This is a genomic window from Methylocaldum sp. RMAD-M, assembly GCF_017832375.1.
Taxonomy (GTDB): Bacteria; Pseudomonadota; Gammaproteobacteria; order Methylococcales; family Methylococcaceae; genus Methylocaldum.
Genome location: NZ_JAFIBZ010000004.1, coordinates 179,307 through 202,103, shown reverse-complemented (window position 1 = coordinate 202,103; position 22,797 = coordinate 179,307). Strand labels below are relative to the sequence as shown.

Annotated in this window: 17 protein-coding genes; 9 read left to right on the top strand and 8 right to left on the bottom strand. The window is 60.4% G+C overall.

Features of this window, described 5'->3' with window-relative positions:
• Window positions 1-24: 24 nt before the first annotated feature.
• Together cgtA and proB are read left to right on the top strand one after the other, a co-directional pair.
• Window positions 25-1,059 carry an Obg family GTPase CgtA gene (gene cgtA, locus JOD69_RS06020; RefSeq protein WP_077732073.1) on the top strand — a complete coding sequence of 345 codons (1,035 nt, stop codon included), beginning with the start codon at window positions 25-27 and terminating at the stop codon, window positions 1,057-1,059.
• On the top strand, window positions 1,043-2,167 hold the full coding sequence (gene proB, locus JOD69_RS06015) for a glutamate 5-kinase (protein WP_086133707.1): 1,125 nt from the start codon (window positions 1,043-1,045) through the stop codon (window positions 2,165-2,167). The genes cgtA and proB overlap by 17 nt, the downstream gene beginning before the upstream one ends.
• Before the next feature lie 43 nt (window positions 2,168-2,210).
• Here the strand turns inward: proB and rpsT are convergent, their stop codons facing one another.
• Window positions 2,211-2,489, bottom strand: a complete 279-nt coding sequence (gene rpsT / locus JOD69_RS06010; RefSeq protein ID WP_086133708.1) for a 30S ribosomal protein S20 — start codon at window positions 2,487-2,489, stop codon at window positions 2,211-2,213.
• Between the two features lie 224 nt (window positions 2,490-2,713).
• Here rpsT and murJ point away from each other — a divergent pair, with 224 nt between their 5' ends.
• From murJ to lspA, 4 genes are read left to right on the top strand one after another with little or no spacing between them, the layout of a single operon-like run.
• Window positions 2,714-4,270: a murein biosynthesis integral membrane protein MurJ gene (gene murJ, locus JOD69_RS06005; protein ID WP_086133709.1), complete on the top strand. Its 1,557-nt coding sequence runs from the start codon at window positions 2,714-2,716 to the stop codon at window positions 4,268-4,270.
• A gap of 10 nt (window positions 4,271-4,280) precedes the next feature.
• On the top strand, window positions 4,281-5,237 hold the full coding sequence (gene ribF / locus JOD69_RS06000; RefSeq protein ID WP_086133710.1) for a bifunctional riboflavin kinase/FAD synthetase: 957 nt from the start codon (window positions 4,281-4,283) through the stop codon (window positions 5,235-5,237).
• A complete protein-coding gene (gene ileS / locus JOD69_RS05995; RefSeq protein WP_086133711.1) occupies window positions 5,234-8,053 on the top strand; it encodes an isoleucine--tRNA ligase in 2,820 nt (939 codons plus the stop codon). The genes ribF and ileS overlap by 4 nt, the downstream gene beginning before the upstream one ends.
• Window positions 8,054-8,057: 4 nt before the next feature.
• On the top strand, window positions 8,058-8,534 hold the full coding sequence (gene lspA, locus JOD69_RS05990) for a signal peptidase II (protein WP_077732079.1): 477 nt from the start codon (window positions 8,058-8,060) through the stop codon (window positions 8,532-8,534).
• Window positions 8,535-8,744: 210 nt separating this feature from the next.
• On the opposite strand, the gene ampD is transcribed toward lspA, so the two are convergent.
• Window positions 8,745-9,329 (bottom strand): 1,6-anhydro-N-acetylmuramyl-L-alanine amidase AmpD, encoded by a 585-nt coding sequence (gene ampD, locus JOD69_RS05985; protein WP_077732080.1) that lies wholly within the window; start codon window positions 9,327-9,329, stop codon window positions 8,745-8,747.
• 692 nt (window positions 9,330-10,021) lie between these two features.
• On the opposite strand from ampD, the gene JOD69_RS05980 reads away from it, so the two are divergent.
• Complete coding sequence (locus JOD69_RS05980; protein WP_168183768.1) at window positions 10,022-11,926, top strand: heparinase II/III family protein; 1,905 nt, start codon at window positions 10,022-10,024, stop codon at window positions 11,924-11,926.
• Between the two features lie 93 nt (window positions 11,927-12,019).
• Here the strand turns inward: JOD69_RS05980 and JOD69_RS05975 are convergent, their stop codons facing one another.
• From JOD69_RS05975 to JOD69_RS05960, 4 genes are all read right to left on the bottom strand, one after another.
• Window positions 12,020-12,655: an NAD(P)H-dependent oxidoreductase gene (locus JOD69_RS05975; RefSeq protein WP_077730904.1), complete on the bottom strand. Its 636-nt coding sequence runs from the start codon at window positions 12,653-12,655 to the stop codon at window positions 12,020-12,022.
• A gap of 46 nt (window positions 12,656-12,701) precedes the next feature.
• Window positions 12,702-14,027, bottom strand: a complete 1,326-nt coding sequence (locus JOD69_RS05970; RefSeq protein ID WP_168175446.1) for an amidohydrolase family protein — start codon at window positions 14,025-14,027, stop codon at window positions 12,702-12,704.
• Between the two features lie 338 nt (window positions 14,028-14,365).
• Complete coding sequence (locus tag JOD69_RS05965; protein WP_086133713.1) at window positions 14,366-15,340, bottom strand: nitrate- and nitrite sensing domain-containing protein; 975 nt, start codon at window positions 15,338-15,340, stop codon at window positions 14,366-14,368.
• A 25-nt stretch (window positions 15,341-15,365) separates the two neighbouring features.
• Window positions 15,366-17,390, bottom strand: a complete 2,025-nt coding sequence (locus tag JOD69_RS05960; protein ID WP_086133714.1) for a methyl-accepting chemotaxis protein — start codon at window positions 17,388-17,390, stop codon at window positions 15,366-15,368.
• Window positions 17,391-17,910: 520 nt separating this feature from the next.
• Between JOD69_RS05960 and JOD69_RS05955 the strand changes: the two genes are divergently transcribed.
• Window positions 17,911-19,092: a hypothetical protein gene (locus JOD69_RS05955; protein WP_086133715.1), complete on the top strand. Its 1,182-nt coding sequence runs from the start codon at window positions 17,911-17,913 to the stop codon at window positions 19,090-19,092.
• A 124-nt stretch (window positions 19,093-19,216) separates the two neighbouring features.
• Here JOD69_RS05955 and JOD69_RS05950 read toward each other — a convergent pair whose 3' ends face one another.
• The gene (locus JOD69_RS05950) at window positions 19,217-19,588 is read right to left on the bottom strand and encodes a DUF393 domain-containing protein (protein ID WP_086133716.1); all 372 of its coding nucleotides are present in this window, start codon (window positions 19,586-19,588) and stop codon (window positions 19,217-19,219) included.
• Between the two features lie 544 nt (window positions 19,589-20,132).
• On the opposite strand from JOD69_RS05950, the gene JOD69_RS05945 reads away from it, so the two are divergent.
• Window positions 20,133-21,050, top strand: a complete 918-nt coding sequence (locus tag JOD69_RS05945; RefSeq protein ID WP_086133717.1) for a dihydrodipicolinate synthase family protein — start codon at window positions 20,133-20,135, stop codon at window positions 21,048-21,050.
• A gap of 116 nt (window positions 21,051-21,166) precedes the next feature.
• On the opposite strand, the gene JOD69_RS05940 is transcribed toward JOD69_RS05945, so the two are convergent.
• Entirely contained in the window at window positions 21,167-22,705 is a 1,539-nt protein-coding gene (locus JOD69_RS05940; RefSeq protein WP_240506862.1) for a cytochrome B6, read from the bottom strand.
• Between the last annotated feature and the right edge of the window lie 92 nt (window positions 22,706-22,797).

Below are 22,797 nucleotides of genomic sequence, written 5' to 3'. Positions count from 1 at the left end.
TGACGGGGCTTTTTTGTCATTACCATGAAGTTTGTTGACGAAGCGGAAATTCGGGTGGAAGCGGGCGACGGCGGCAACGGCTGCGTCAGCTTTCGGCGCGAAAAATATGTTCCTTTCGGCGGCCCCGACGGGGGCGACGGCGGTGACGGCGGCAGCGTTTTTCTGGTCGCCTCCACCAATCTCAACACGCTGGTCGACTTCCGCTTTCACTCGCGATTTCGCGCCGAACGCGGACAAAACGGGTCGGGCGGCAACTGCACCGGCCATTCGGGCGCCGACTGCATCGTCCACGTACCTACCGGCACCGAGGTGTTCGACGCCGAAACCGGCGAAAAGCTCGGCGACCTGGTCAAGGAAGGCGAAAAATTATTGGTAGCCCAAGGCGGCTTTCACGGCCTCGGCAATACCCGATTCAAGAGCAGCGTCAATCGCGCGCCGCGCAAGGCCACCAGCGGAACGCCGGGCGAACGGCGCACCCTGCGCCTGGAGCTGAAGCTCATCGCGGACGTCGGCTTGCTGGGCATGCCCAATGCCGGAAAATCCAGCTTGATTCGCAGCGTGTCCGCCGCACGTCCCAAGGTTGCGGATTACCCTTTCACCACCTTGTATCCGAATCTTGGCGTCGTGCGCGTCGACGATCAGCGCAGCTTCGTCATGGCCGATATTCCCGGCCTCATCGAGGGCGCATCGCATGGAGCGGGACTGGGAGTGCAGTTCTTGAAGCATCTTGCCCGTACCAAGCTGCTGCTCCACGTAGTGGATGTCGAACCCTATGAAAGCCTGGAAGACCCGATTACGGCGGCACAAAAAGTGATCGCCGAGCTTCAACAGTGGGACCAGGGCCTGGACCAGAAGCCGCGCTGGCTGGTATTAAACAAGATCGATCGGCTGGCCGACGACGCAGCCCAACAGCGCTGCCGCGAAATCATAGAAGGTCTCGAATGGGCCGGCCCCGTCTTTAGGGTCTCCGCCGTTCGAGGCGACGGCCTCAAAGACTTGACCTACAGCGTTATGGCGTTCCTGGAGCAGGACCAAACAAAAGATGCAGAACAGGACTGAATTCGCCCACGCCCGCCGCATCATCGTCAAGATCGGCAGTGCCTTGCTGACCGGGGGCGGGCGCGGACTGGACATGCCCGCAATCACCGATTGGGTGGCTCAAATTGCCGTCTTGCGCCACCAAGATATAGAAATTCTTCTCGTTTCTTCCGGCTCGGTCGCCGAAGGCATGTGCCGGCTGGGCTGGAAAACCCGCCCACGCTCCCTGCACGAACTCCAGGCGGCCGCCGCCGTGGGACAGATGGGCCTGATTCAGACTTATGAATCCCTCTTTCAAGGGCACGGTCTTCATACCGCGCAAATCCTGCTGACCCACGACGACCTATCGGATCGGCAGCGCTATCTTAACGCCCGAAGCACCCTACTCACCCTGCTCGAACTGGGGGTGGTGCCGGTCATCAACGAAAACGATACGGTAGCGAACGAGGAAATCCGCTTCGGAGACAACGACACGCTCGCCGCTTTGGTGGCGAATCTCCTGGAAGCGGATCTCTTGATCATTTTGACCGACCAAAAGGGACTTTACGAACGCGATCCGACCCTGGACCCCACCGCCCAACTCGTCTACCAGGCCAGCATCAATGATGCGCGCCTCGGCGAGATGGTGGGCGAGAGTCGCAGCGGACTCGGCCGGGGCGGCATGATCACCAAACTGCGCGCCGCTCGGCTGGCCTCCCGGTCCGGGACGGCAACGGTTATCGCCAGCGGGCGGGAGCAAAATGTCATGGCAAGGGTGGTTGCGGGCGAGGAATTGGGTACCTTTCTGATTCCCGATGTATCCCCGATGCTGGCCAGGAAGCGTTGGCTGGCCGGACAGCTCAAACTCAAGGGTAAGTTGCACTTGGATGAAGGTGCTGCGCGCGTCTTGAGAGAAGACGGCAAAAGCCTCTTGCCCATCGGCGTAACCGCCGTGGACGGCGACTTCCACAGGGGCGACCTAGTCGCTTGCGTGGATATGGAGGGAAAAGAGGTGGCTCGCGGGCTGGTGAATTACGGCGCTGACGAAACGCGCGCCATCATGCGACAACCGAGCTCGCAAATCGAATGCCTGCTTGGATATGTCGATGAACCGGAACTGATTCACCGCGATAATCTGGTACTGGCTTGAGAGAGGCAGGCGGGCCAGCCCGCCTCGTCTTTCCGCCAGAAACTTAGGCGGATGCGCTCAGAGCCAGCGCTTTGACTCGGGCGTTGAGACGGCTCTTGCTGCGAGCGGCCTTGTTCTTGTGGATCAAGCCCTTGTTAACCGACGAGTCGATAACGGGAACTGCGGCGCGAAATGCGGCCTGCGCTTGCTCCAAGTCGCCGGATTCTACCGCCAGAATGACCTTCTTGATGAAGGTCCGCAACCGGCTGCGCTGAGCCGCGTTGTGGGCGCGATGTTTTTCCGATTGTATGGCGCGTTTTTTTGCTGAAGCAATATTAGCCAAGGTGAAAACCTCTAATCCTAATCGTTTTAAGCGAATTCGTTATTTTCGTCACAAGTAATTCAAGAGTCAAGAGCGCAATTTTCACAAAATTATCGGGCCAGACGTTTTCGCAGGTTATAGGCCATTTTCGGATAGCTTTTCGCAGCGTATCTCTAACAGTGCCTTGATCGCCCAAATTCCTTATACTACGGCCTTTTCTTCAACGAAAGCACTGGTTTTAGGCTCTGAGCAAGCATCTACTGAAATCCACGGCGGCCGTCGGCGGCATGACCTTCGTCTCCCGCCTTTTAGGGTTCGTTCGAGATGTCGTCATCGCCCGTTATTTCGGTGCCGATCCCGGCACCGACGCGTTCTTCGTCGCGTTTAGAATTCCCAACTTCCTGCGCCGCCTCTTTGCGGAAGGCGCCTTCTCGCAGGCCTTCGTGCCGGTTCTGTCAGATTACAAGGAGCGCCACGACCCGACCCAGCTCAGGCCGTTCTTGGATCGTACGGCCGGCAGCCTGTCGCTGGCCTTGTTGCTTGTCACCTTCGCCGGCATTATCGCTGCGCCGGTCTTGATCATGCTGTTTGCGCCCGGTTTCTATCGAAATGCGGAGCAATTCGAGCTCAGCGTCGAGATGCTGCGCATCACCTTGCCGTATCTTTTCTTCATTTCCCTCACGGCATTCGCCGGGGCCATTCTGAACACCTGGGGACGTTTCGCCATACCGGCCTTCACGCCGGTCTTTCTGAACCTTCTGATGATCGCTGCGGCGATTTGGTTCGCCCCTTACCTGTCCGAACCGATTACCGCCTTGGCCTGGGGTGTGCTGATCGCCGGCGTCGTCCAGCTCGCATTTCAAGTGCCTGCGCTCCTCCGGGAGGGCTTGCTGCCGAAACCCCGCCTTGGGTTTCACGATGCCGGCGTTCGCCGCATCATCAAGATGATAGGACCGGCGATTTTCGGGGTTTCGGTAACCCAGGTGAATCTCCTGGTCGACACGGTGATTGCCTCCTTTTTAGTGTCCGGCAGCGTCTCCTGGCTTTACTACTCCGATCGGCTGGTGGAATTCCCTTTGGGCATTTTCGGCGTCGCTATCGGCACTGTAATGTTGCCTCATTTGTCGAAAAATCATGCAAACCGTGATCGCGACGGGTTTTCCCGTTCGCTGGACTGGGCTCTCCGCTGGGTCATCCTGATCGGCTTGCCGGCGACCTTGGGCCTAGCGCTACTCGCCGAACCGATGATTTCCACCCTTTTTCAGTACGATCGGTTTTCTTCGCATGACGCCGAGATGGCCAGCCGGAGCCTAACGACTTACTCCATCGGATTGATGGGCTTCATCGCAATCAAGGTGCTGGTTCCGGGCTTCAGCTCTAGACAGGATCTCCGCACCCCGGTCAGGTATGGCGTCTACGCCATTATCGCCAACCTCGCGTTGAACCTGGCTCTGATTTTTCAACTCGCGCCGATCGGCTGGGGTCACGCGGGTCTCGCTCTGTCGACGGCGTTGGCGGCGCTCCTTAACGCCGGACTGCTCCTGGCCAAACTTTTGAAGGAGCGGATTTACAAACCGGAACCGGGATGGCCGATCTTCCTGCTGCGTGTAGCGCTCGCCAGTGGCGTGATGGTCCCGATCCTGGTCTATGCGTCCAATGCTTATCCGTGGCAGATCTGGTCGCTCGCCGACCGAATTTCGCATCTGGCTTTGTGGATTCTGCTGGGCCTCGCGACTTATCTGTCGTGTCTTACCCTGACAGGGCTCCGTCCCAGGCACATGCTGGTTCCGGAAGGTACCTGAGGACCGTCGCATGCGCTTGATTCGAGGACTCGCCGAACTGAAACTTCCCGAACGGGGCTGCGTCGCCACGATCGGCAACTTCGACGGCGTCCATATTGGTCACCGCCAAGTGATCGAAAGGCTGGCGGAAGCAGGACGGAGGCTGGATTTGCCGGTTGTGGTCGTCCTGTTCGAACCGCAGCCACGGGAATATTTTTTCCCGAACGAAGCACCGGCCCGTTTGACCCGGCTCCGTGAAAAGCTGGCCCGCTTGGCTGAATTGCCGATCGACCAGGTGCTGCTGCTGCGCTTCAACCGGCAGCTCGCCATGTTGCCGGCGGAAAGCTTCATTCAAGACATCCTGCTCGAAGGACTGCGCATCAAGTATCTGGTGATCGGAGACGATTTCAGATTCGGCAGAAACCGGCTCGGCAACTTTGCCTTGTTGCGGCAGGCCGGGAAAGAATTCGGCTTCGAAGTGGTCGACACGCCGTCGGTATTGGTCGATGGACGACGCGTCAGCAGCACTTCGATCCGCAAAGCCCTCGCGGCAGGCGATTTAGCTCGCGCAGCGAGACTCCTGGGGCGTCCTTATTCAGTCTGCGGACGCGTCATCCATGGGGCGAAGCGCGGCCGAACGCTCGGCTTTCCCACGGCCAACATCTTGATGAGACGGAAAAACACTCCTGTACAGGGTGTATTTGCCGTTACAATGTCCGGAATAGGCGAACATCCGCTGCCGGGGGTAGCGAACGTAGGCATACGCCCGACTGTCGCGGGAGGACGTACGGTGCTCCTCGAAACCTATTTGCTGGACTTCTCCGGAGACCTCTACGGAAAACAGGTGGAAATCGTTTTTCGCCACAAGCTCCGGGACGAAAAGCGCTTCGACGGCTTAGCCGAACTGCAGGCCCAGATCGAACGGGACGTCATGACTGCAAGAGGCTATTTCGCCATCTCAAATTCAACATCATCCTCTGCATCATGAGCACGGATTACAAATCGACACTGAATTTACCCAGCACCGATTTTCCGATGAAGGCCAATCTGCCGCAGCGCGAGCCCGAGCAGCTCGAGCGCTGGCGCAGCATGGATCTTTACCGGAAGATTCGCGAAACGTTCCGTGGGCGCCCGAAGTTCATTCTTCATGACGGCCCCCCCTACGCCAACGGCGAAATCCACATCGGCCATGCCGTAAACAAGGTGTTGAAGGACATCATCGTCAAGAGCAAGGGATTGAACGGTTTCGACGCGCCCTATGTGCCCGGCTGGGATTGCCACGGCCTGCCCATCGAATTGATGGTGGAGAAGAAGATCGGCAAAGCCGGCGTGCAGGTCAACGCTTCCGATTTCCGCAAGGCCTGCCGAACCTATGCGGCCGAACAAGTGGACATCCAGCGCCGCGAATTCGTCCGGCTCGGTGTTTTCGGCGATTGGGAAAATCCTTACCTGACCATGGACTTTCGCTTCGAGGCCGACATCCTGCGCGCTTTGGGCCGAATCTCCGCGCGCGGCCATCTGATGAAAGGGGCAAAGCCGGTGCATTGGTGCACCGATTGCGGCTCCGCGCTGGCCGAAGCCGAGGTCGAATACGAAAACAAGCGCTCGATCGCCATCGACGTGCGGTTCAGGGTTCTCGACGAAACCGCGCTGATCCAGCGTTGTCACTCGGTTCCGGGCCATCCGGGCGAAGGCCCGCTGTCGGTGGTCATCTGGACGACGACACCCTGGACCCTGCCGGCCAACCAGGGCGTGGCGCTCAACCCGGATCTCGATTACGCCGTGGTGCAATGCCGGGAACCGATGGAGCGGTTGGTCGTGGCCGAAGCCCTGATGAAAGATGTCATGATGCGTTGCGGCGTCGACGATTACCGCGTCGTGGCGTATTGCAGGGGCTCGGATCTCGAGGGATTGATGCTGCACCATCCGTTTTACGAGCGCGAGGTGCCTATCGTTCTCGGCGAGCACGTGACGCTCGACGCCGGTACCGGCGCGGTGCATACGGCGCCCGGCCATGGCCAGGAAGACTACGTCGTCGGTCAGCGCTATGGGCTGCCGGTCGAAAATCCGGTGGCGGACGACGGCAAGTTCCTGCCGAGCACGCCGCTGTTCGCCGGCGAACACGTCATGAACGCCAACGGCCATGTGGTCGAGGTGCTCAAGGAACGCGGCACACTGCTGCACGAAGCGCGCATCGAGCACAGCTATCCGCACTGCTGGCGGCACAAGACGCCGGTCATCTTCAGAGCGACGCCCCAGTGGTTCATCGCCATGGACAAGAACGATCTTCGCCGCCAGGCCCTGGAAGAAATCAAGAAAGTGGAATGGATACCCGACTGGGGGCAGGCGAGAATCGAAGGCATGGTCGCGAACCGGCCCGACTGGTGCGTCTCCCGGCAGCGGAACTGGGGCGTGCCGATCGCCTTGTTCGTCCACCGCGAGACCGGCGCCCTGCATCCCCGCACCGAGGACCTGATCGAAGCGGTCGCGCAACGGGTCGAGGAACGGGGAATCGATGCGTGGTTCGATCTCGACCCCGCGGAATTGTTGGGCGAAGAGGCTGCGCAGTACCAGAAGATCAACGACACGCTGGATGTCTGGTTCGATTCGGGCGTCAGCCACTTCTGCGTGCTGGATCGGCGGGAGGACCTGCATTCGCCGGCCGATCTGTACCTCGAAGGCTCGGACCAGCATCGCGGCTGGTTCCAATCGTCCTTGCTCGCTTCCGTGGCGATCCGCGACGCCGCGCCGTATCGGCAGGTGCTGACCCACGGCTTCACCGTGGATGCGGAAGGCAAGAAAATGTCGAAATCCAAGGGCAATGTCGTGGCTCCGCAGAAAGTGATGCAGAACCTCGGGGCGGATATCCTGAGGCTTTGGGTCGCGGCAACCGACTACCGGGCCGAGATGAGCGTTTCCGACGAGATTCTGAAACGCACGGCGGACGTTTACCGGCGGCTGCGGAATACCGCCCGCTATCTGCTCGCGAACATGAGCGGCTTCGACCCGGAGCGGCATTCGGTCGAACCCGAAAAGATGCTGGCGCTCGACCGCTGGGCGGTGGACCGGACTTTCCGTCTCCAGCAGGAAATCGTCGAAGCCTACGAGACCTACCAGTTCAACCTGGTCTATCAAAAGGTCCACAACTTCTGTTCCATCGACCTGGGCAGCTTCTATCTCGACGTGCTGAAGGACCGCCAGTACACCTGCCGCGAGGACAGCCTGCCGCGGCGATCCGCACAAACCGCGATGTACCACATCGCCGAGGCACTAACCCGCTGGCTGGCGCCCATCCTGAGCTTCACGGCCGATGAAATCTGGCGTCATTTGCCCGGCAAGCGGAGCGAATCGGTGTTTCTGGAGACCTGGTACGAGGGACTGTTCCCGCTGGACGAATCCTCTCCGTTCAACCGCGAGTTCTGGGATTTCCTGCTCAAAGTCCGCGAGGCGGTGAGCAAGGAACTGGAAGTACTGCGGGTGCGCGGCGAGATCGGCTCGTCCCTGGACGCCGAAGTCGAGCTTTACGGCAGCCAACCGATTCTCGAACGGCTTGCGCCTATCGAAAGCGAGCTTCGATTCTTGTTCATCACTTCGTATGCGAGCCTTCGGCCCGAAGGGGACAGCGGCACGCTTCCGACGGGGATCGAGGGACTGGAGCTGAAAGTTCGGGCTTCCGATAAACCCAAATGCGTACGCTGCTGGCATCACCGCGAGGACGTCGGCAAGCACCCCGACCACCCCGAGCTTTGCGGCCGCTGCGTGGAGAACGTGGCAGGACAGGGCGAAACCCGTCTTTACGCCTGATCTCATGTTGAATTGGCTTTGGCTTTCCGCGCTGGTCGTCGGCCTGGACCAGCTCACCAAGCAACTGATCGATCGCTCGATGGAACTTTACGAGTCGGTCGGCCTGCTGCCTTTTTTTCAGCTCACTTACCTACGCAACCAGGGCGCCGCGTTCAGCTTTCTGAGCCAAGCCGGAGGATGGCAGCGGTGGTTCTTCATCGGCCTGGCCGTCATCGCCAGCGGCGCTATCTGCTATTGGCTGAGCCGGCTCGGCAAGGGCCAACGCTGGGAAGCCGCGGCCTGGGCGCTGGTTCTGGGCGGCGCGCTGGGCAATCTCATCGACCGCATCATTTACGGATACGTTATCGATTTTCTCGACGTGTTTTATGGAGAATGGCACTGGCCGGCCTTCAACGTGGCCGATTCCGCGATCACCATAGGCGTAGCGATGCTGCTGATCGACTCCGTGAGACCGCGGCAGTCGACGGCCAGCCTGGTGTAGACCTATTTGCCGGCAAGGGATTGCCGGCCTATAAACGATAGCCAAGTAGGTCGGGAATCCTTTCCCGACACAACGGACGGGCAATCGGCTTCGCATGCAAAAGATTTCCGACCTGCTGGATCATAGACCGGAACAAGCCCAGCATTCCCGGAGTAAGGCGCATTTACCGGGAACGGCTATCGCCTCATCCCCGCCTACGACGGTTTCACCTCAGACGAGAATGCCTCTGCCTCCGGTCGGCTGAAAACCTCTTGCGGACAGCAAGCGGTAAACCCTTTCCCAATCGAAACTCGGGCCCGGATCGGTTTTTCGCCCCGGAGCGATGTCGCTGTGACCGACGATCCGGTCCGGCGACAAGCCCGGATAATTCGCCAGCAAGGCGGAGAGCAAATCGGCCAGGTGCTCGTATTGCCGGTCGGTATAGGGAATATCGTCGGCCCCTTCCAACTCGATGCCGATCGAGAAATCATTGCAGCGCTCCCGCCCCTCGTAGTTCGAAATCCCGGCATGCCAAGCGCGCCGGTGGAACGGAACGTATTGAACGATCTCGCCGTCGCGGCGAATGAGCGCATGGGCCGATACCCGAAAGCCGTGTATGCGCTCGAAATAAGGGTGGGCAGTCGGTTCCAAGGTATTGGTAAACAAACAGTCGATCCAGTTGCCGCCAAACTCGCCCGGAGGCAAGCTGATGCCATGTATCACCACCAGCGAAATATCCCCTGAATCGGGCCTGTCGTCGCAATTGCAACTCTCTAGCCGCCTCGCGTTTGCCAGCCAGTTATCGATTATCTTCATTTTCCAAACCGAGTTGTAAATCGTCGAGAATTCGTCCTGTCCGCCGAGTATATCTACAAGACAATCTGTCCGCTTTCGGTTTTGTGGGTCGAGTCACGATATAAAAAAGACTTTCCCTTTAAAGTAAGTCCCGCGACGAATATAAAGCGCATTGTAAAAACCGAGTATAGAGTTATCGCAATGTGCGACACCGAAAATCATCATCGATTGCTACCGGTCCGGCAACGCATAGACTGAAACGGATTCAGTAAAGCTACAACACATTCGATATACCTTAAGCCGCGATTTTTCGAGGTACAGGTCGAAACCTTTCCGATTCGAAATCGGCCGGCAAAAATAATAATCCCGGCAGAAATGTTTCGACTTGAAAACAGAGCTCTTAAAGATAACAAGAACCGTGTCGGCCATGATAAAAAAGAAGCTGTTTCTTTCCATGGTACGCTGCATACCGAATATACGACTCCGTATCCCGCGAAATAGCAAAACAGTACGGGCAAAGGCAATCCCGGCACGCCGCATACATTATATTACCCGTTTTCGATGCATTAAGACGGCTGAAATCGAACTTAACTTCCCGGGCAATTCACGACAGTTTTTTCATCCATGACCATCAAGGGAGTGCTTCAAGCATGAGAGATTTCCGATTATGGAGCAGGCTGGCTCTAGCGCTAGCGGGGGTATTTTTCAATCCCATGGCCGTCGGAGAAACCCCGCCGTTGTCAGGGCTGCCTAGCAATGAGGAAAGCAAATCTGCTTTCGCCACGCTGAAGGCCGGCGAAGGCGGCTATGCACCGGCCCGTGCCGCCCGTGAGTACTGGGACGCGGCCCGCCGGCGCGTGGCACAGGATCCTCGCTGGACGGCTTGGTTGCAGGAGCGAACCGACTGGATCGATCACTGGATGACCACGCCCCGCGAGAGCGCGGACTGGGTCGCCGGCTGGATCCACGACTACGTCGATCCGAACACGGGCGTTCTCCTCCACTGGACCCCCGATCAGCCGATACCGCCCGACCAGCCCGGCCACGAAAAGCTGCGCGCCGCCTGGATCGCCCATAATCGGATCTACAACATCGACCGCGTGCTGGACGCCGCCCGACTGTTCCGCCTGACCGGCGATACGCGCTACTTGGATTGGGCGGCTTCGCAGCTCGATTTCTACGCCGACGCCTACCGCGGCTTCCCGTTGCAGACCTGGAACGGCCGAGCCCAGCTGATGAATCAGAGTCTGGACGAAGCGACCCGCGCCCTGGTGTTGATCGAAGCGGTCCGGCTGCTGAAACCCCATGTCCCGGCGGCCCGCGCCGACCACTGGCGCGAGGGGCTGTTCCTGCCGTTGGCGGCCAATGTGATGGCGTCGTCGCGCGAGGTCCACAACATCGCCGTCTGGCATGCCGCGGCCGTGACGTTGATCGGACTCGAGTTCGAACAACCCGAGTTGATCGGCTTCGGCAAGCATTCGGCCTTAGGTCTTCCGTCGCTCCTGGCGACCGGTGTGTCGCCGGACTGGTTCTGGTACGAGCACTCCCTGTCCTATCAGGAGTATACGGTCCAGGCCTTGGTGGAGCTGCTGGTCGGCGCCTCGTTGCGCGGGCGGCTGGCCGAGTTCGCCCGGGAACTCTGGATCGCGCAGAACCTGATGATTTCTCCGGTGACCGTGCGCTTTGCCAATGAAGACGCCCCGACCCTCAACGATTCGCCGCCTAATCGCAAGGCGCCGAACCGCAAGTTGTGGGCGGCCTCCCGCCGGGTGTTGCCGACCTGGCTCGGGCTGGACGAAGCGAAGGGCCAGCTGAGCTGGGACACCCTGCTCGATCCGCCCAAGCCGGTCGATTCGATGCCGGTACTGCCCGAGCTGGCGTCGGGACCGGTGCCGGGCCTCGATGCGGTTCAGCTCGTGAAGAACGGCTGGCATGCCCTGTTGCGCTATGGCCAGAAAGCCCGGTTTCATGCCCAGCAGGAAGCCCTCACTTATGAACTGCAATACGGCGACACCTGGCTTCTCAAAGACGCCGGCACGGTCGGCTACGGCTCGCCGCTGCACAAGGGCTATTTCAGCCGGGCACCGGCGCACAACGTGCCGCTGGTCGACGGCGACGGGCAAAATCCCTGGCCGTCCGAGGGACAGCTCGATGAGGTCGCGCCGGACGGCTCGTTCGCGGCGGTGTCCCATCCGAGCTATCGTCCCGGCGTGACCGCAACCCGGCGGCTCGCCATCGGCGCCGGCGACTTTATCGATCAGGTGGGGGTGACCACCGGCTCGGACACGCCGCACGCGATCGGTGTCGTCATGAACACACCCTGTGCCGTGACCGCCGACCGGCCGTCTGTCGCGGAAGGGGCATCGCTGCCCGCTGCGACGGCCTTCGGTTACTGGAAGGACTGGACCGCCTATGCGGCGGCGGGCACTTGGAGCGGCACGCTCGACTGCGCCGGCCGCCGGTTTGCCCTGGCGATCGCCGGCGCCGAGCTGCAGCGGGTGTTTGTGGGCACCGTCCCCGATTCCGCCGCGCCGTACACCCGCCGGGGCATCTACCTCGAAGCCATGGCAACGGAGACGCAGTTCTACCTGGTATTCCGCCCGCTCGATTCGCCGTAGGCGTATGCTGAAATACGGCGCGTAGCGGCATGAAGACAGCCAAGGCGTTGTTGTTCCACGACCGCTCGGCCTTTCTCGCTCTGTGGCCGAACCTTACCCGATTCGGCTCAGATCGTGCCGACGCTCCTCCGGCTCGGGCATTAGGGTCTGTCCATGCAATTTCGCCAAAGTGGCGGCGAGATTTGCCCCCAAGGCTTCGACGGCGGCGTGTTGTTTGGGATCGGTCAGCGTGCCCTCGGGCTGGAACGCTTCGTGAGCCTTGGCCACCGCCAATTGGTCGGGCAGGACGATGACACCGATGTTGCCCAGGATCGCCCGCAAGTGAACCAGGCCGCGGAGACCGCCGAAGCCTCCGGGCGAAGCCGACAGCAGGGTGGCGACCTTGTTCCGGAAAGGCGCCAGGCCATCCTCGCCTCCGACCGGCCGGGATATCCAGTCGATGGTGTTCTTGAGGAGCGGCGTAATCGAGCTGTTGTACTCGGGCGAAGCGATCAAAAGCCCCTGATGCGCCATCATCAGATGTCTGAATTTCAGGGCGTTGGCGGGAATGCCATCGCGGCTCTCCAAGTCACCGTCATAGATCGGCATCGGAAAATCGCGCAGGTCTGCCATCGTCACCTCGGCGCCGGCCCGACGGGCGCCTGCCGCGGCGATCCGCACCAGCATTTTGTTGTAGGAGCGTTCTCGCGCACTGCCGGCAAAAGCGAGAATTTTCGGTTTGGCTTCCATGGATATCTCCTAGAAATTCAACAGCGTACTTTGTTCGAAGTTCGTTTCAAAGTCGGGATCGCATCGACGGCTTTTGCTCGTCCCACGCTCGGGGATCGAAAACGGCCCCTCCCTTGACCACGCGGAAAATGCGGCGCAAATGAGTGACATCGGCCAGCGGATCGGCGTCGAGCAGCACGAAATCGGCGATTTTGCCCTGCTCCACGGTCCCCAATTCGGCGCTTCGCCCCATGACGCGAGCTCCGCCTCGCGTCGCGGCGGTCAGAATCTCCTCGGGCGACAAGCCGGCCTCGGCCATCAGCTCGAACTCCCGGTGCAGCGCCGGCCCGTGCAAGGTGCCGATATTGCCGGCATCGGTCCCGGCGGCGACGGTCACGCCGCTCTGCTGCAAACGCTTCAGATTCCAGAATGCGATATCCCGGCTGAACCAGTGGAAAGCCCAGGGCCTTTTCCAAACGGGCAGGCTAGCCAGCTCGTCGAACGTCGCGATCGCCTCGGGATCGCCGAGGCGGCGTTCGATGTCGGTCAGCCGAACCTTCCGTCCCAGCACCTCCTGATAACCCTCGTTGACGACGAGGGTGGTCACGTACACCACGTTCCGATCCTTCAGTAGCTTGATGAAGGCCTCGTCGACCCGGCGGTCCTCCACGCTGTGGGCGAGAATGTCCGCACCCGCCTGCACCGCCGCCCGTGCGGTCTCCAGTTCGGTCGCGTGCACCACGACCCGAGTGCCGGCGGCATGGCTCGCCTCGATCGCGGCCTGCACTATGGCGGTCTGAAACGCAAGACTCCGGCCCGGCAAGGGAATGAACCAGATTTTGATGAGGTCCGGCTTGCGCGCCAAAATCTCTCGCACCGTGGCGCGGCTTTCCTCGGCAGAATCGACCTTGATCAGCGCCGGATCCTCGGCCTTGAGTTCCTGCGGAAAATAAGTCGCGATCAAAGGTCCCGCCACCGCGACGCGCGGCGCCCGTTCGGTCCGCCTCGCGAGATCCCGCACCTCGAAGGTCCAGAACGGACCGCCGACGTCCACCACCGAGGTCACGCCGCTCGCCACGTATCGAGACAAGGTGTCGGGGATGCGCTGCCTGATCCCGGTGATCTCGTCCGCATAAGGGCGAACATCCCGCAGATCGATCACATCCGGACGGGTATAAAGACCGCCCGATTGAAAGAAGTGTATGTGCGCATCGATCAATCCGGGAACGATCCATTTCCCGCTCGCGTCGATTACCCGCGCTTCGGGAGGAATCGGTATCTCGCCCCGGTTTCCCACCGCCGCAATTCGCTCGCCCTCCACCACGATTACGGCATCGGCGCGTGGCGCGCCGCCGGTTCCATCGATCAGGGTACCGCCGACAAAAGCCTTCATATCCGCTCTACTCCCGCTGGCGAACACCAGGAGCGACAAAATGATTGCCAATAACCCGTGCATGCACGGCGATCCGTATCGCTTCATCTTCCGATTCACGGACACGCGAACTATTTCTTTCGACCGCGGTTCGGACCATTCATTGCAGCGCAGCGAACGGGATTCACGCGTCTTGTGCCTTCCGCACCGGGGAAAAGAGCCTGGGAGATTTTTCGGTTTGGTGTGGCTCCCTCCTGTTGTAGGTCGGGAATACTTTCCCGACACTAACGGGCCGGCAGGCAGGTTTGTCGGCAAGGGATTGCCGACCTACAACGATTCGGGAATCTCCCGATACGGACTTAAGGCAGCAGCCTTGTCAATGGAACAAGGGCAACCAGGATCGAAACGGCCGCGGCGAACAACGGCACATAGCGCTTTGGCCTTGCCAGTTCGTTGGCTCGTAAGGCAAATACGCCGTGGAGCGTATCCATGAGTTGATCGATCAGAGCGATATTGGCCTCGATTGCCCGGGTCGCCTCCGTAAAATAGGGCTTGAGCTTGAGCTCGATGCGGCTCGGCTGAATGATGCGTTCATTGAGGAGATTCACGAATTTCCCGGTCGATTCGCGGCAGTGCGCCAATCCTGCTTGCAGATCCTGGCCGGTCGGCGGAGAAAGGTCCCGCAGCGCCGCCTGAGTCTCGTTCAACAGACTGTCGATGCGATGGGCCAAAAAACCGAGTTTGATCCGGAACACCGGCGGGCATTTTCCGGACGCGATCACACCCGCCCCAAGGCCGCGTCCCTGCCCGATCTGCTCGATCAGTTCGGGAAGCCGGCGTACCAGAATCGCCGCCATGCGCCGATTGGACGGATCGGGATCGAACATTATCCCGGAGCCATCCGCCGCCTCCTCCATGAGGCACAGGACTTCCCTGATGATCCGCGTATGGGCGGCGAAACTCTCCGCGGGAGAGAGGTCGAAGAGCCCGCGTTTCAGTTCCTGCCAGGAATCGTGAATGGCTCGCCAGCGGGACAACTGCCCGGCATGCGCATCGGCACCTTCGTCGGCGAGAGGCATTGTCGCCCGCAACTGCTCTTCGATGTTCTTCTGAACGGACGGCAGACGCGCCCTGAAAGCCGTATCTCCGTTCAGACAGGAATTGGCCATGCCCCGGTGTTGCTGAAGACTGATCATCAATTCCGTGGTTCGGCGCAAATGGAGGATACCGGCCGCTTTACGGTCGAGCAGCGCTCTCTCGAATCGCTGCTCGACGGCAACGAGGAGCACCAGAAAAGCCAGTAACAGGGTCAGGCCGGTCAGAATCGGAAACATGAGAATCTCCTCTACGGATGCGGAATCAAATCTGGAAGTGGTGAACCATCGTCTTGAGGTTCGCTGCCAGTTGTTCGAGATGCCGGGCAATGGCGGACGTTTCCTGGGCAACCGTCGTGCTTTCGTCGGCCTTCCCGGCAATTTGCTCGACGTGCTGCGCGATATCCTGGCTGACGACGCTTTGCTCCTGAGTGGCAGCCGCAATGGTCGTGATGCTCTGCACGGTCTGCAACGCGCCTTCATGGATGGATGCGAGGGAGCTCGCCGCCTCGGTCGCCAGTGAAACCCCGGCCGAGACCTGTTCGCTGCCGGTCCGCATCGTGCTCACGGCCCGGTCGATGCTGTCCTGGATGGACACGATGGTCTGCCTGATTTCGTCCGTCGCATGGCGGGTACGGGCGGCGAGCTGCCGGACCTCGTCGGCGACGACGGCAAAACCGCGTCCCTGTTCGCCGGCGCGGGCCGCCTCGATAGCGGCATTGAGAGCGAGCAGATTGGTCTGATCCGCGATTTCGGTGATGACCTTGACGATCGCGCTGATTTCGTTGGAGCGCGCGCCGAGCGCCGTGATCATCTCGGAGGATTGATGGACCGAGTCGGCCAGTCTTTCCATTTCACCGGCGGTGCGGCGGACGACGATCTCGCCTTGCGCGGACAATTCCCTGGCCCGGCTGGAAATCCGCTCCGCTTCGCCGGCGTGGCGGGCGACCTCGCCGATGCTGACCGTCATCTCCTCCATGGCAGCCGCCGTACTTCCGGCTGCGTCGGACTGAAGATTCGCGCTGTAGGCGACCCGCTCGGTGGCGCCGGAGAGTTCGCTCGCGGCATTGCTCAATTCCTCGGCCGATGCGACTACGCCGGCAATAAAGCGGCTGAACTCGCGGGCGACGCCGTTGAAGCCGTCCGCCACCTGCACCAGCTCATCCCGCGAGTTTATGTGCGTTTTCGCGGTCAGATCACCGGCGGCCAGACGCCGGCCGCTGCTGACCAGAGTGTGGACTGTCTGCCGTACCGACAGATAAAAGGCGGCAAATAGATAGACGGACAGCAAAGCCGTGGTGACGGCGATCACGACGACCAGACGGTTTTTGGCGTCAAAGGCGGCGATACGCTCCTCCAGCAAGCGATCCAGCGTGGGCAGAACCGCATCGTAGAGGGCGAACTGGGCGTCGATAGCGCGGGTTCCGGCGGCAAAATAGTCGGAAGGCGCCATCACGATGGAATCGTTGGAGATCAGCTCGTTCCACTGTAAATCCAGGAAAGTCTTGAGATGAGTGAGACTCTGTTCGAGACCGGCAGCCAGCGCGGGCTTGACCGACGAGTTGGTCTGGAAAACGACGTCCATGCCTCGCTCGATGGCGCGCTGATTTTCCAGGATAAGCGTGTTCAGCATGATCAGGCGGGATTTCTCGTCCGGGTCGTTCGCCTGGCGAGCGGCCATTCCGGTGCCCAAGCCCCGCGCCTGCCCCAGGTTCTCCATCAGGGCCGGAAGTTTGAGGATTGCGGCATCGGCGAGGTAGGCGCTATCGAGAACGGGATCCAGGACGAGATTGGAGGTCTCTCCGATGTGGCCGATCAGCCCCTGTAAGCCGGCGATCAGGGACGTGTGGGCGGCAAAATTTTCCTTCGCATCCGCGCCCGCGGATTGATTCGCAAGACGATTCCACGCTTGTTTCACGGCATTCCATCGGGTTGCGGTGTGCAACGTGGAATCCAGCCGACTGTCGATCTCGTTCACCGCGGCTTTAGCTTCCTCGATGCGGGCTCGCAAGGCCCGAATATCGTCATCGAAAGACCGGTCGCCGTTGAGTGCGGCGTAAACCATCCCACGGTGTTTCGGAAAATCCTGCAGCAAAGGCTGCAAAGCCTTCAGGTATTCCACACCGGACCGCTCTTCGCGGGCGAATGCGCTGCCGGCGTTCATTTCGACGATCAGCAGGTACAGGTAAACGGCAAGCGGCAGGACGAAGATCAAGCCGATGAACAGAAATTTATAAGGAAAGCGAAGATGGCTCAGCAAAACGATGGCTGGCCGAAGCACGTTGTACATGGATGTTCCCTTGCAATTAGGAGCTGTTTGCAGCCTGAGCGATCGTCGGGCAAAAAAAAGCGTCCAGCGGGGTCGTAATGACCGCCGATGGACGCCGTTGTCCGTTGATTCGTGCCCCGTTTAGCACTCCATGACGAGAATACATAATGCATGCCATGCGTAAGCGCAGAGAACCGGTCGACGCGATTACCCGGAATCGGGCCGATTGCGGGGAATATCTTGTATGCCAAGGACATACGGCAGCATATCGATCCGGCGCACAAAAATAGGGGAGCGCGCACCATAATGAGACACTCCCGAAAGCGATCACTCTCTTAGCAGCGGGAACTCACTCTGCGCATACGGGTTTGCATGTTCCTTTCGAAACTAGCCGTCGCGCCGTTTTTGGATGATTCGTCTCGGCGTGCAACTCCTTTCCCAAAGACAAGTCTCATTAACCAAACAAGCGCAGCAAGGAGCGGATTCCGCGCATCGAAAAACCGCGGCCATCGCTCGATCGCAACAGCAGGGATGAAGTCACATGAACAGCGATTACAGGAAAAGGACCGGCCTGGCAGCGATTCTCATGGGTGCCATCTTGGTCCCGGCCTTACAGGCGTCTTCGGCGTCCGCAAGGACTCTCGGCATGGTGGCGGACAACACCACGGCTTCGGTCACGATATTCGATGCCGATACCGACACCGTACTGGGATCGGTGACCATAGCGACCGCCGGCCTGGCGATCGGTGACGTTCTCATCACGCCGGATCAGACCCGGGGATTCGTGACGAATTTCAACAGCGAAGTCTTCGTCATCGACCTGACCGCGTCGCCTCCCCGCCTCGCCGAAGGCACGAATCCGATTCCCATCGCCAACAATGGCGAGGATCTCTCGATCAGCCCCGACGGGAAGTTCCTGCTGGTGTCCGATGGCCTCTTCACTCAGCCGATCTCGGTCATCGACATCGCCAAACAGGCCGAGATCAGCACCTTGTCCGTGGGTACCGATACCAATTCGGTCGAGGTTTGCAGCGACGGCTCGGTACTGGCCACCTCGTCCGCCGATGCAACGGTGCGCCGGCTCACGCTCAGCGACACCGGGACCTTGAGAGATACCGGCGAGATGCTGTCTCTCGGTTTCGCCGAACCCAATAATGTCTTCTGCGCTCCGGACGGCGGATCGGGCCTCGTCATCGCCCGTGGCGCTCCCGAAATAACGTCGTTTACGATTCCGGGACTGGAACGGGTCGACATGCGCGCATTATCCGGCACATCCTCCGGGATTTCCGGTTTGGTCGACTTTGCAGAAGACCGGGCCTTTGCCCGGAGTAACGGCGAATCCCCGGGAGATGCGGGTTTCCTGGACGTCTATCGTTATGACGCCAAGAACGCGACCTTCAGCAACGAACCGCTGTTTTCGGTTCCGATTTCCAACGCTCCCGAATTCTACGGAATGGATCAGATGGCGCTGCATCCGAAGAAAGCGAAATTGTACGTCTCGCAACCCGATGCCTTGAGGGTGTACGACGCGAACACCGGGACCCTGCTGACGTCCATCACCGATCCCGGCATCGTGCAACCGACCGGCGTGACCGTGGCTAAGGATTTCTGCGAAGACCCTCCGCCTGGCGGGATGACTACGGAAGCCGACGCTCCGCAATGCGCCATGAAAAGCACCGGCTCTGCCGATCACCCGATCGACGGCGGCGATCAGGTCAAATAGTATCCCTGTGCGGTCAATCGTGAGCGACAGGTTTGCTTCTCGGCATGGCTCGTCCGATGGTGGGCAGAGGGATTGAACGAAAGAAAAAGCCCGATTCTTCGAGCGATAGTGCTCGGCGAGCCCACTACAGCCGCCCGCTCTTTTTCAACCGGCGGATTACCATTTTGTGATAGAGACGAGCCAGCAGCGGGCGGACCACCGGCAGTCCGATCAGCCAGGCCAAGGGTCTTAGAAACGCGACTCTCTCCAGCAATAGGATGTAAGCATCCAGCTCGGACGCGATCCGCCCGTTTTCGTCGCGGACATGCAGTTCGGTCAGGGCCTTGCGGGGATCGATGCCGATCTCGCGGAGTCTGTCCTCCCGTCCCGTGATATCGAACCAACAGACCCGCTCGCCGCTTTTTCCCGCCAGCCGCTCGTAGCGGCGGCGCTCCCGGACACAGCGCGGGCAGGCGCCATCGTAATAGACGGTAATCTTTCCCTGGTCTTCGTTCATGGATTCTGCCTCTTATTCCAATCGGTGAGTTACGCGGAGCCTGTCCTGAGCCTGTCGAAGGGCCTGTCCCGAGCGGAGCCGAGGGGCTAACCCACCATCGATGGGTTTCGCTTCGCTCTACCCATCCTACAATTAATGTTCACTCGGATGCCGAATGGAGTTAAAACCTGGTGGTCGACGGCAACGGGCGAGGCGACCCACAAGATCCGCCGGCACCCCCATCCCGTAGATTTCACCGTGGTTCCCCGGTAACCTTGCCTGAAAAGCGCGGCAGTCGGTGCGTACTTAAGGAAGCTCTGAACAAGTGGATTCCGTTCGTCCTGAGCCTGTCGAAGGACTTAATCAGAGCTTCCTTATTAACCCGGCCTATAAATATAGGCCGGGTTAATCCGGGGCAGGGATGCCCCGGCGCGGCGACAAGCCGCGTGAGCCCAGGCCGGGCGTGTACCGGCCTGGGCGGCGGCCCGAAATACCAGGAGGGTATTTACGGGCCTGATTAATAAGATAGGCGCATCCTCACCCGGATTCTGAGGAGGACTTCACCATGACGGAACCCGCTCCCATACGCGGACTTTGGTGTGCAACGCTGACGCCGCTCGGCCGGGACGGCGGCGTGGATCATGCGAGACTCGCCGCACTGGTGCGGGAACTGCTCGCGAAAGGCGTAGCCGGTATCGTGCCGTTTGGCACGACCGGCGAAGGTCCCTCCTTCTCGGTGGCCGAGCGCTGCGAGGGGCTTGACGCGCTGCTGGCTGCCGGCATCGCGCCGGACCGCCTGCTCGCCGCCACCGGATGCGCCGCACTCTCCGACACCGTGGCGCTGACCCGGCACGCGCTGAAAACCGGCTGCCCGCGGTGCCTGATCCTTCCGCCGTTCTTCTGGAAAAATTTGACCGATGAGGCTGTGTTCCGTTACTACTCGATGCTGATCGATACGGTGGGCGATACGCGTCTGCGCGTTTATCTGTATCACATTCCGCAACTCTCGGCCGTGCCGATCCGGCCGGAAGTCGTCGCCCGGCTGGCGGCCGCTTATCCCGGCATCATTGCAGGGGTGAAGGACAGCGGCGGCGATTTCGAACATACCGCCGGGCTGTTGAAACGCGTGCCTCAGCTTTCGATCCTGCTCGGCCACGAATCGCATCTGCCGCGTCTGATGCGCGCCGGCGGAGCCGGAACCATCTGCGGCATCGCGAACCTCTTTCCGGACCTTATCGCAGCACTGCTCAAGCCGGACGTGCCGCCGGACGACGAAACGCGAGTCCGTATGTTCCTGGACATCGTCCTGCGCTACCCTTTCGTTCCCGCATTCAAGGCGATTCGCGCCGCGCAGACGGGCGATCCCGCCTGGCTTGCGCCCCGGCCGCCGCTATTGCCGCTATCGGAGACCGAAAGGGCGATGCTGGTCGCGGCTCTTCACAACGCCGGCTTCGGCATCGCGCCCGAGACCGGCCGATGGTGATCTAAGGCTTGCTTTCGCTGGCTCCCAAGTTCCTACTTGGGAGCCTCTCGCTTTGGGTTCCCAAACAGGAGTTTGGGAACCAATCTAAACTTCAAGCGCTTGGAAAAAGGCGATTTTTACAGCGCCCGCATGAACGCCGCCAGGTCCGACTTTTCCTGCGTGTTCAATTTGAGCCCCAGCACCAGGTTGAAAAACTCCACCGTGTCCTCCAGGGTCAGGCAGCGCCCGTCGTGCATGTAGGGCGGGCTGTCCTTGATGCCGCGCAGGGTGAACGTTTTCATCGGTCCCGGAGGCGCCTCATTGACGAAGCGTTCGAGGCGAAGATCGTGCATGCGGTCATCGAGATAGACGGGCGGCACATGGCATTCGGCGCATTTGCCCTTGCCGAAGAACACTTCCTCGCCGCGGCGCTCGGCCTCGGTGGCCTTGGCGGGGTCGAGCCTGGCGGTGGCAACGTCGAGCTTGGGCGCCGGCGGGAAGTCGAACATGTTCTGCATCTGCGCCATGTGCGAAACCTGCACCCGATCGAACTGGGTAAAACCTTTCTTCATGGCGTGGATGGGATCGCCGTTGAAATAGGCGGTGCGGAATTCGAATTCGGTGAAGTCCTCGACCGAGCGGAGACTCCGCTTGGAACCGTGCAGTTGTTGATTGAACACGCCGCGCAGGCTGACCGTGTCGAGGCGGAGGCGCCGCTCTTGCGGCCGGTTGTCCGGATTGAGGTGGAATTGTCCGGTCGTATGACCGTTGATATGGCAATCGAGGCAGGTGACGCCTAGGCTCGGCTGTTCGCTTTTCCGGTCGTCGGTGGGATTGAATTCTTCCTGGGGAAACGGCGTAAGCAGCAGGCGCAGGCCGTCGAGCTGAACGGGCGTCAGCAGGTCCTTGAAAAGCGCATAGTAATTGTTGATCGAGACGACCTCGCCCCGGGATACGTCACCCAGTTCCGGCCTGTTTTGCAGGAACATGGCGGGCGGGAACTCCGGCAGAAAGGCGTCCGGCAGATCGAATTCCACATCGAAGCGCTCCAGCCGCGGGAACATCTCGATCTGCATTTTCGGGAAGACCTGGCCGCCGGTGGCTTGCTTCGGATGCGGCAGGGCGGGATAAGGGAAGAGTCCCTTTTCGCGAATCTCCTCGGGCGTCATCGCGGCCAGCGTGTCCCAGGTCATGCCGTTGCGCAGCCGCGCGGTGGGACCTACCGGAATGGGTTTACCCCGCGACATTTTCGCCTCTCGATGGAGTCTTGGGGTCAGATCATAGCGGCTTTCCAGCAGTTTTCGCTGATCGGCGGTGATCTTGGGCTTGGCCGCCTTGTCCTCCTGCATGATCTCCTCGAAAGTCTGCATGGGCCTCTTGGCATTGAGGGGATCGCGGTAGAAATCGAAGCCCAGCACCTTGCCCTGATCGGGCTGGCCGCCAAAGGCGTTCGAGGAAGGCTGGGCATGGGGGGCGCGGAAAGCGCCAGAGCGATCATGCTCGGATTTCTGCGACTCCGGCCGGGAAGAGGGAGCGGCTCTCGGCGTTTGCGCCTCGGCAACGGCATCCAACGGCTTGCCGTTGGTCTGAGCGGCCGCTACGGCCACGGGAAAAACAAAGCCGCCGAGGAACCAACGGGCAGCGCTGCTTGAAATCGCCTTGTTCCGGAATCGCATAACACCTCCTTGCGAGCCATCTATCGGAGATAAATCGGATCGGGGTAGTTCTAGATTTGAATTGCCGATCAATCTATTGGTTCCGGATACCT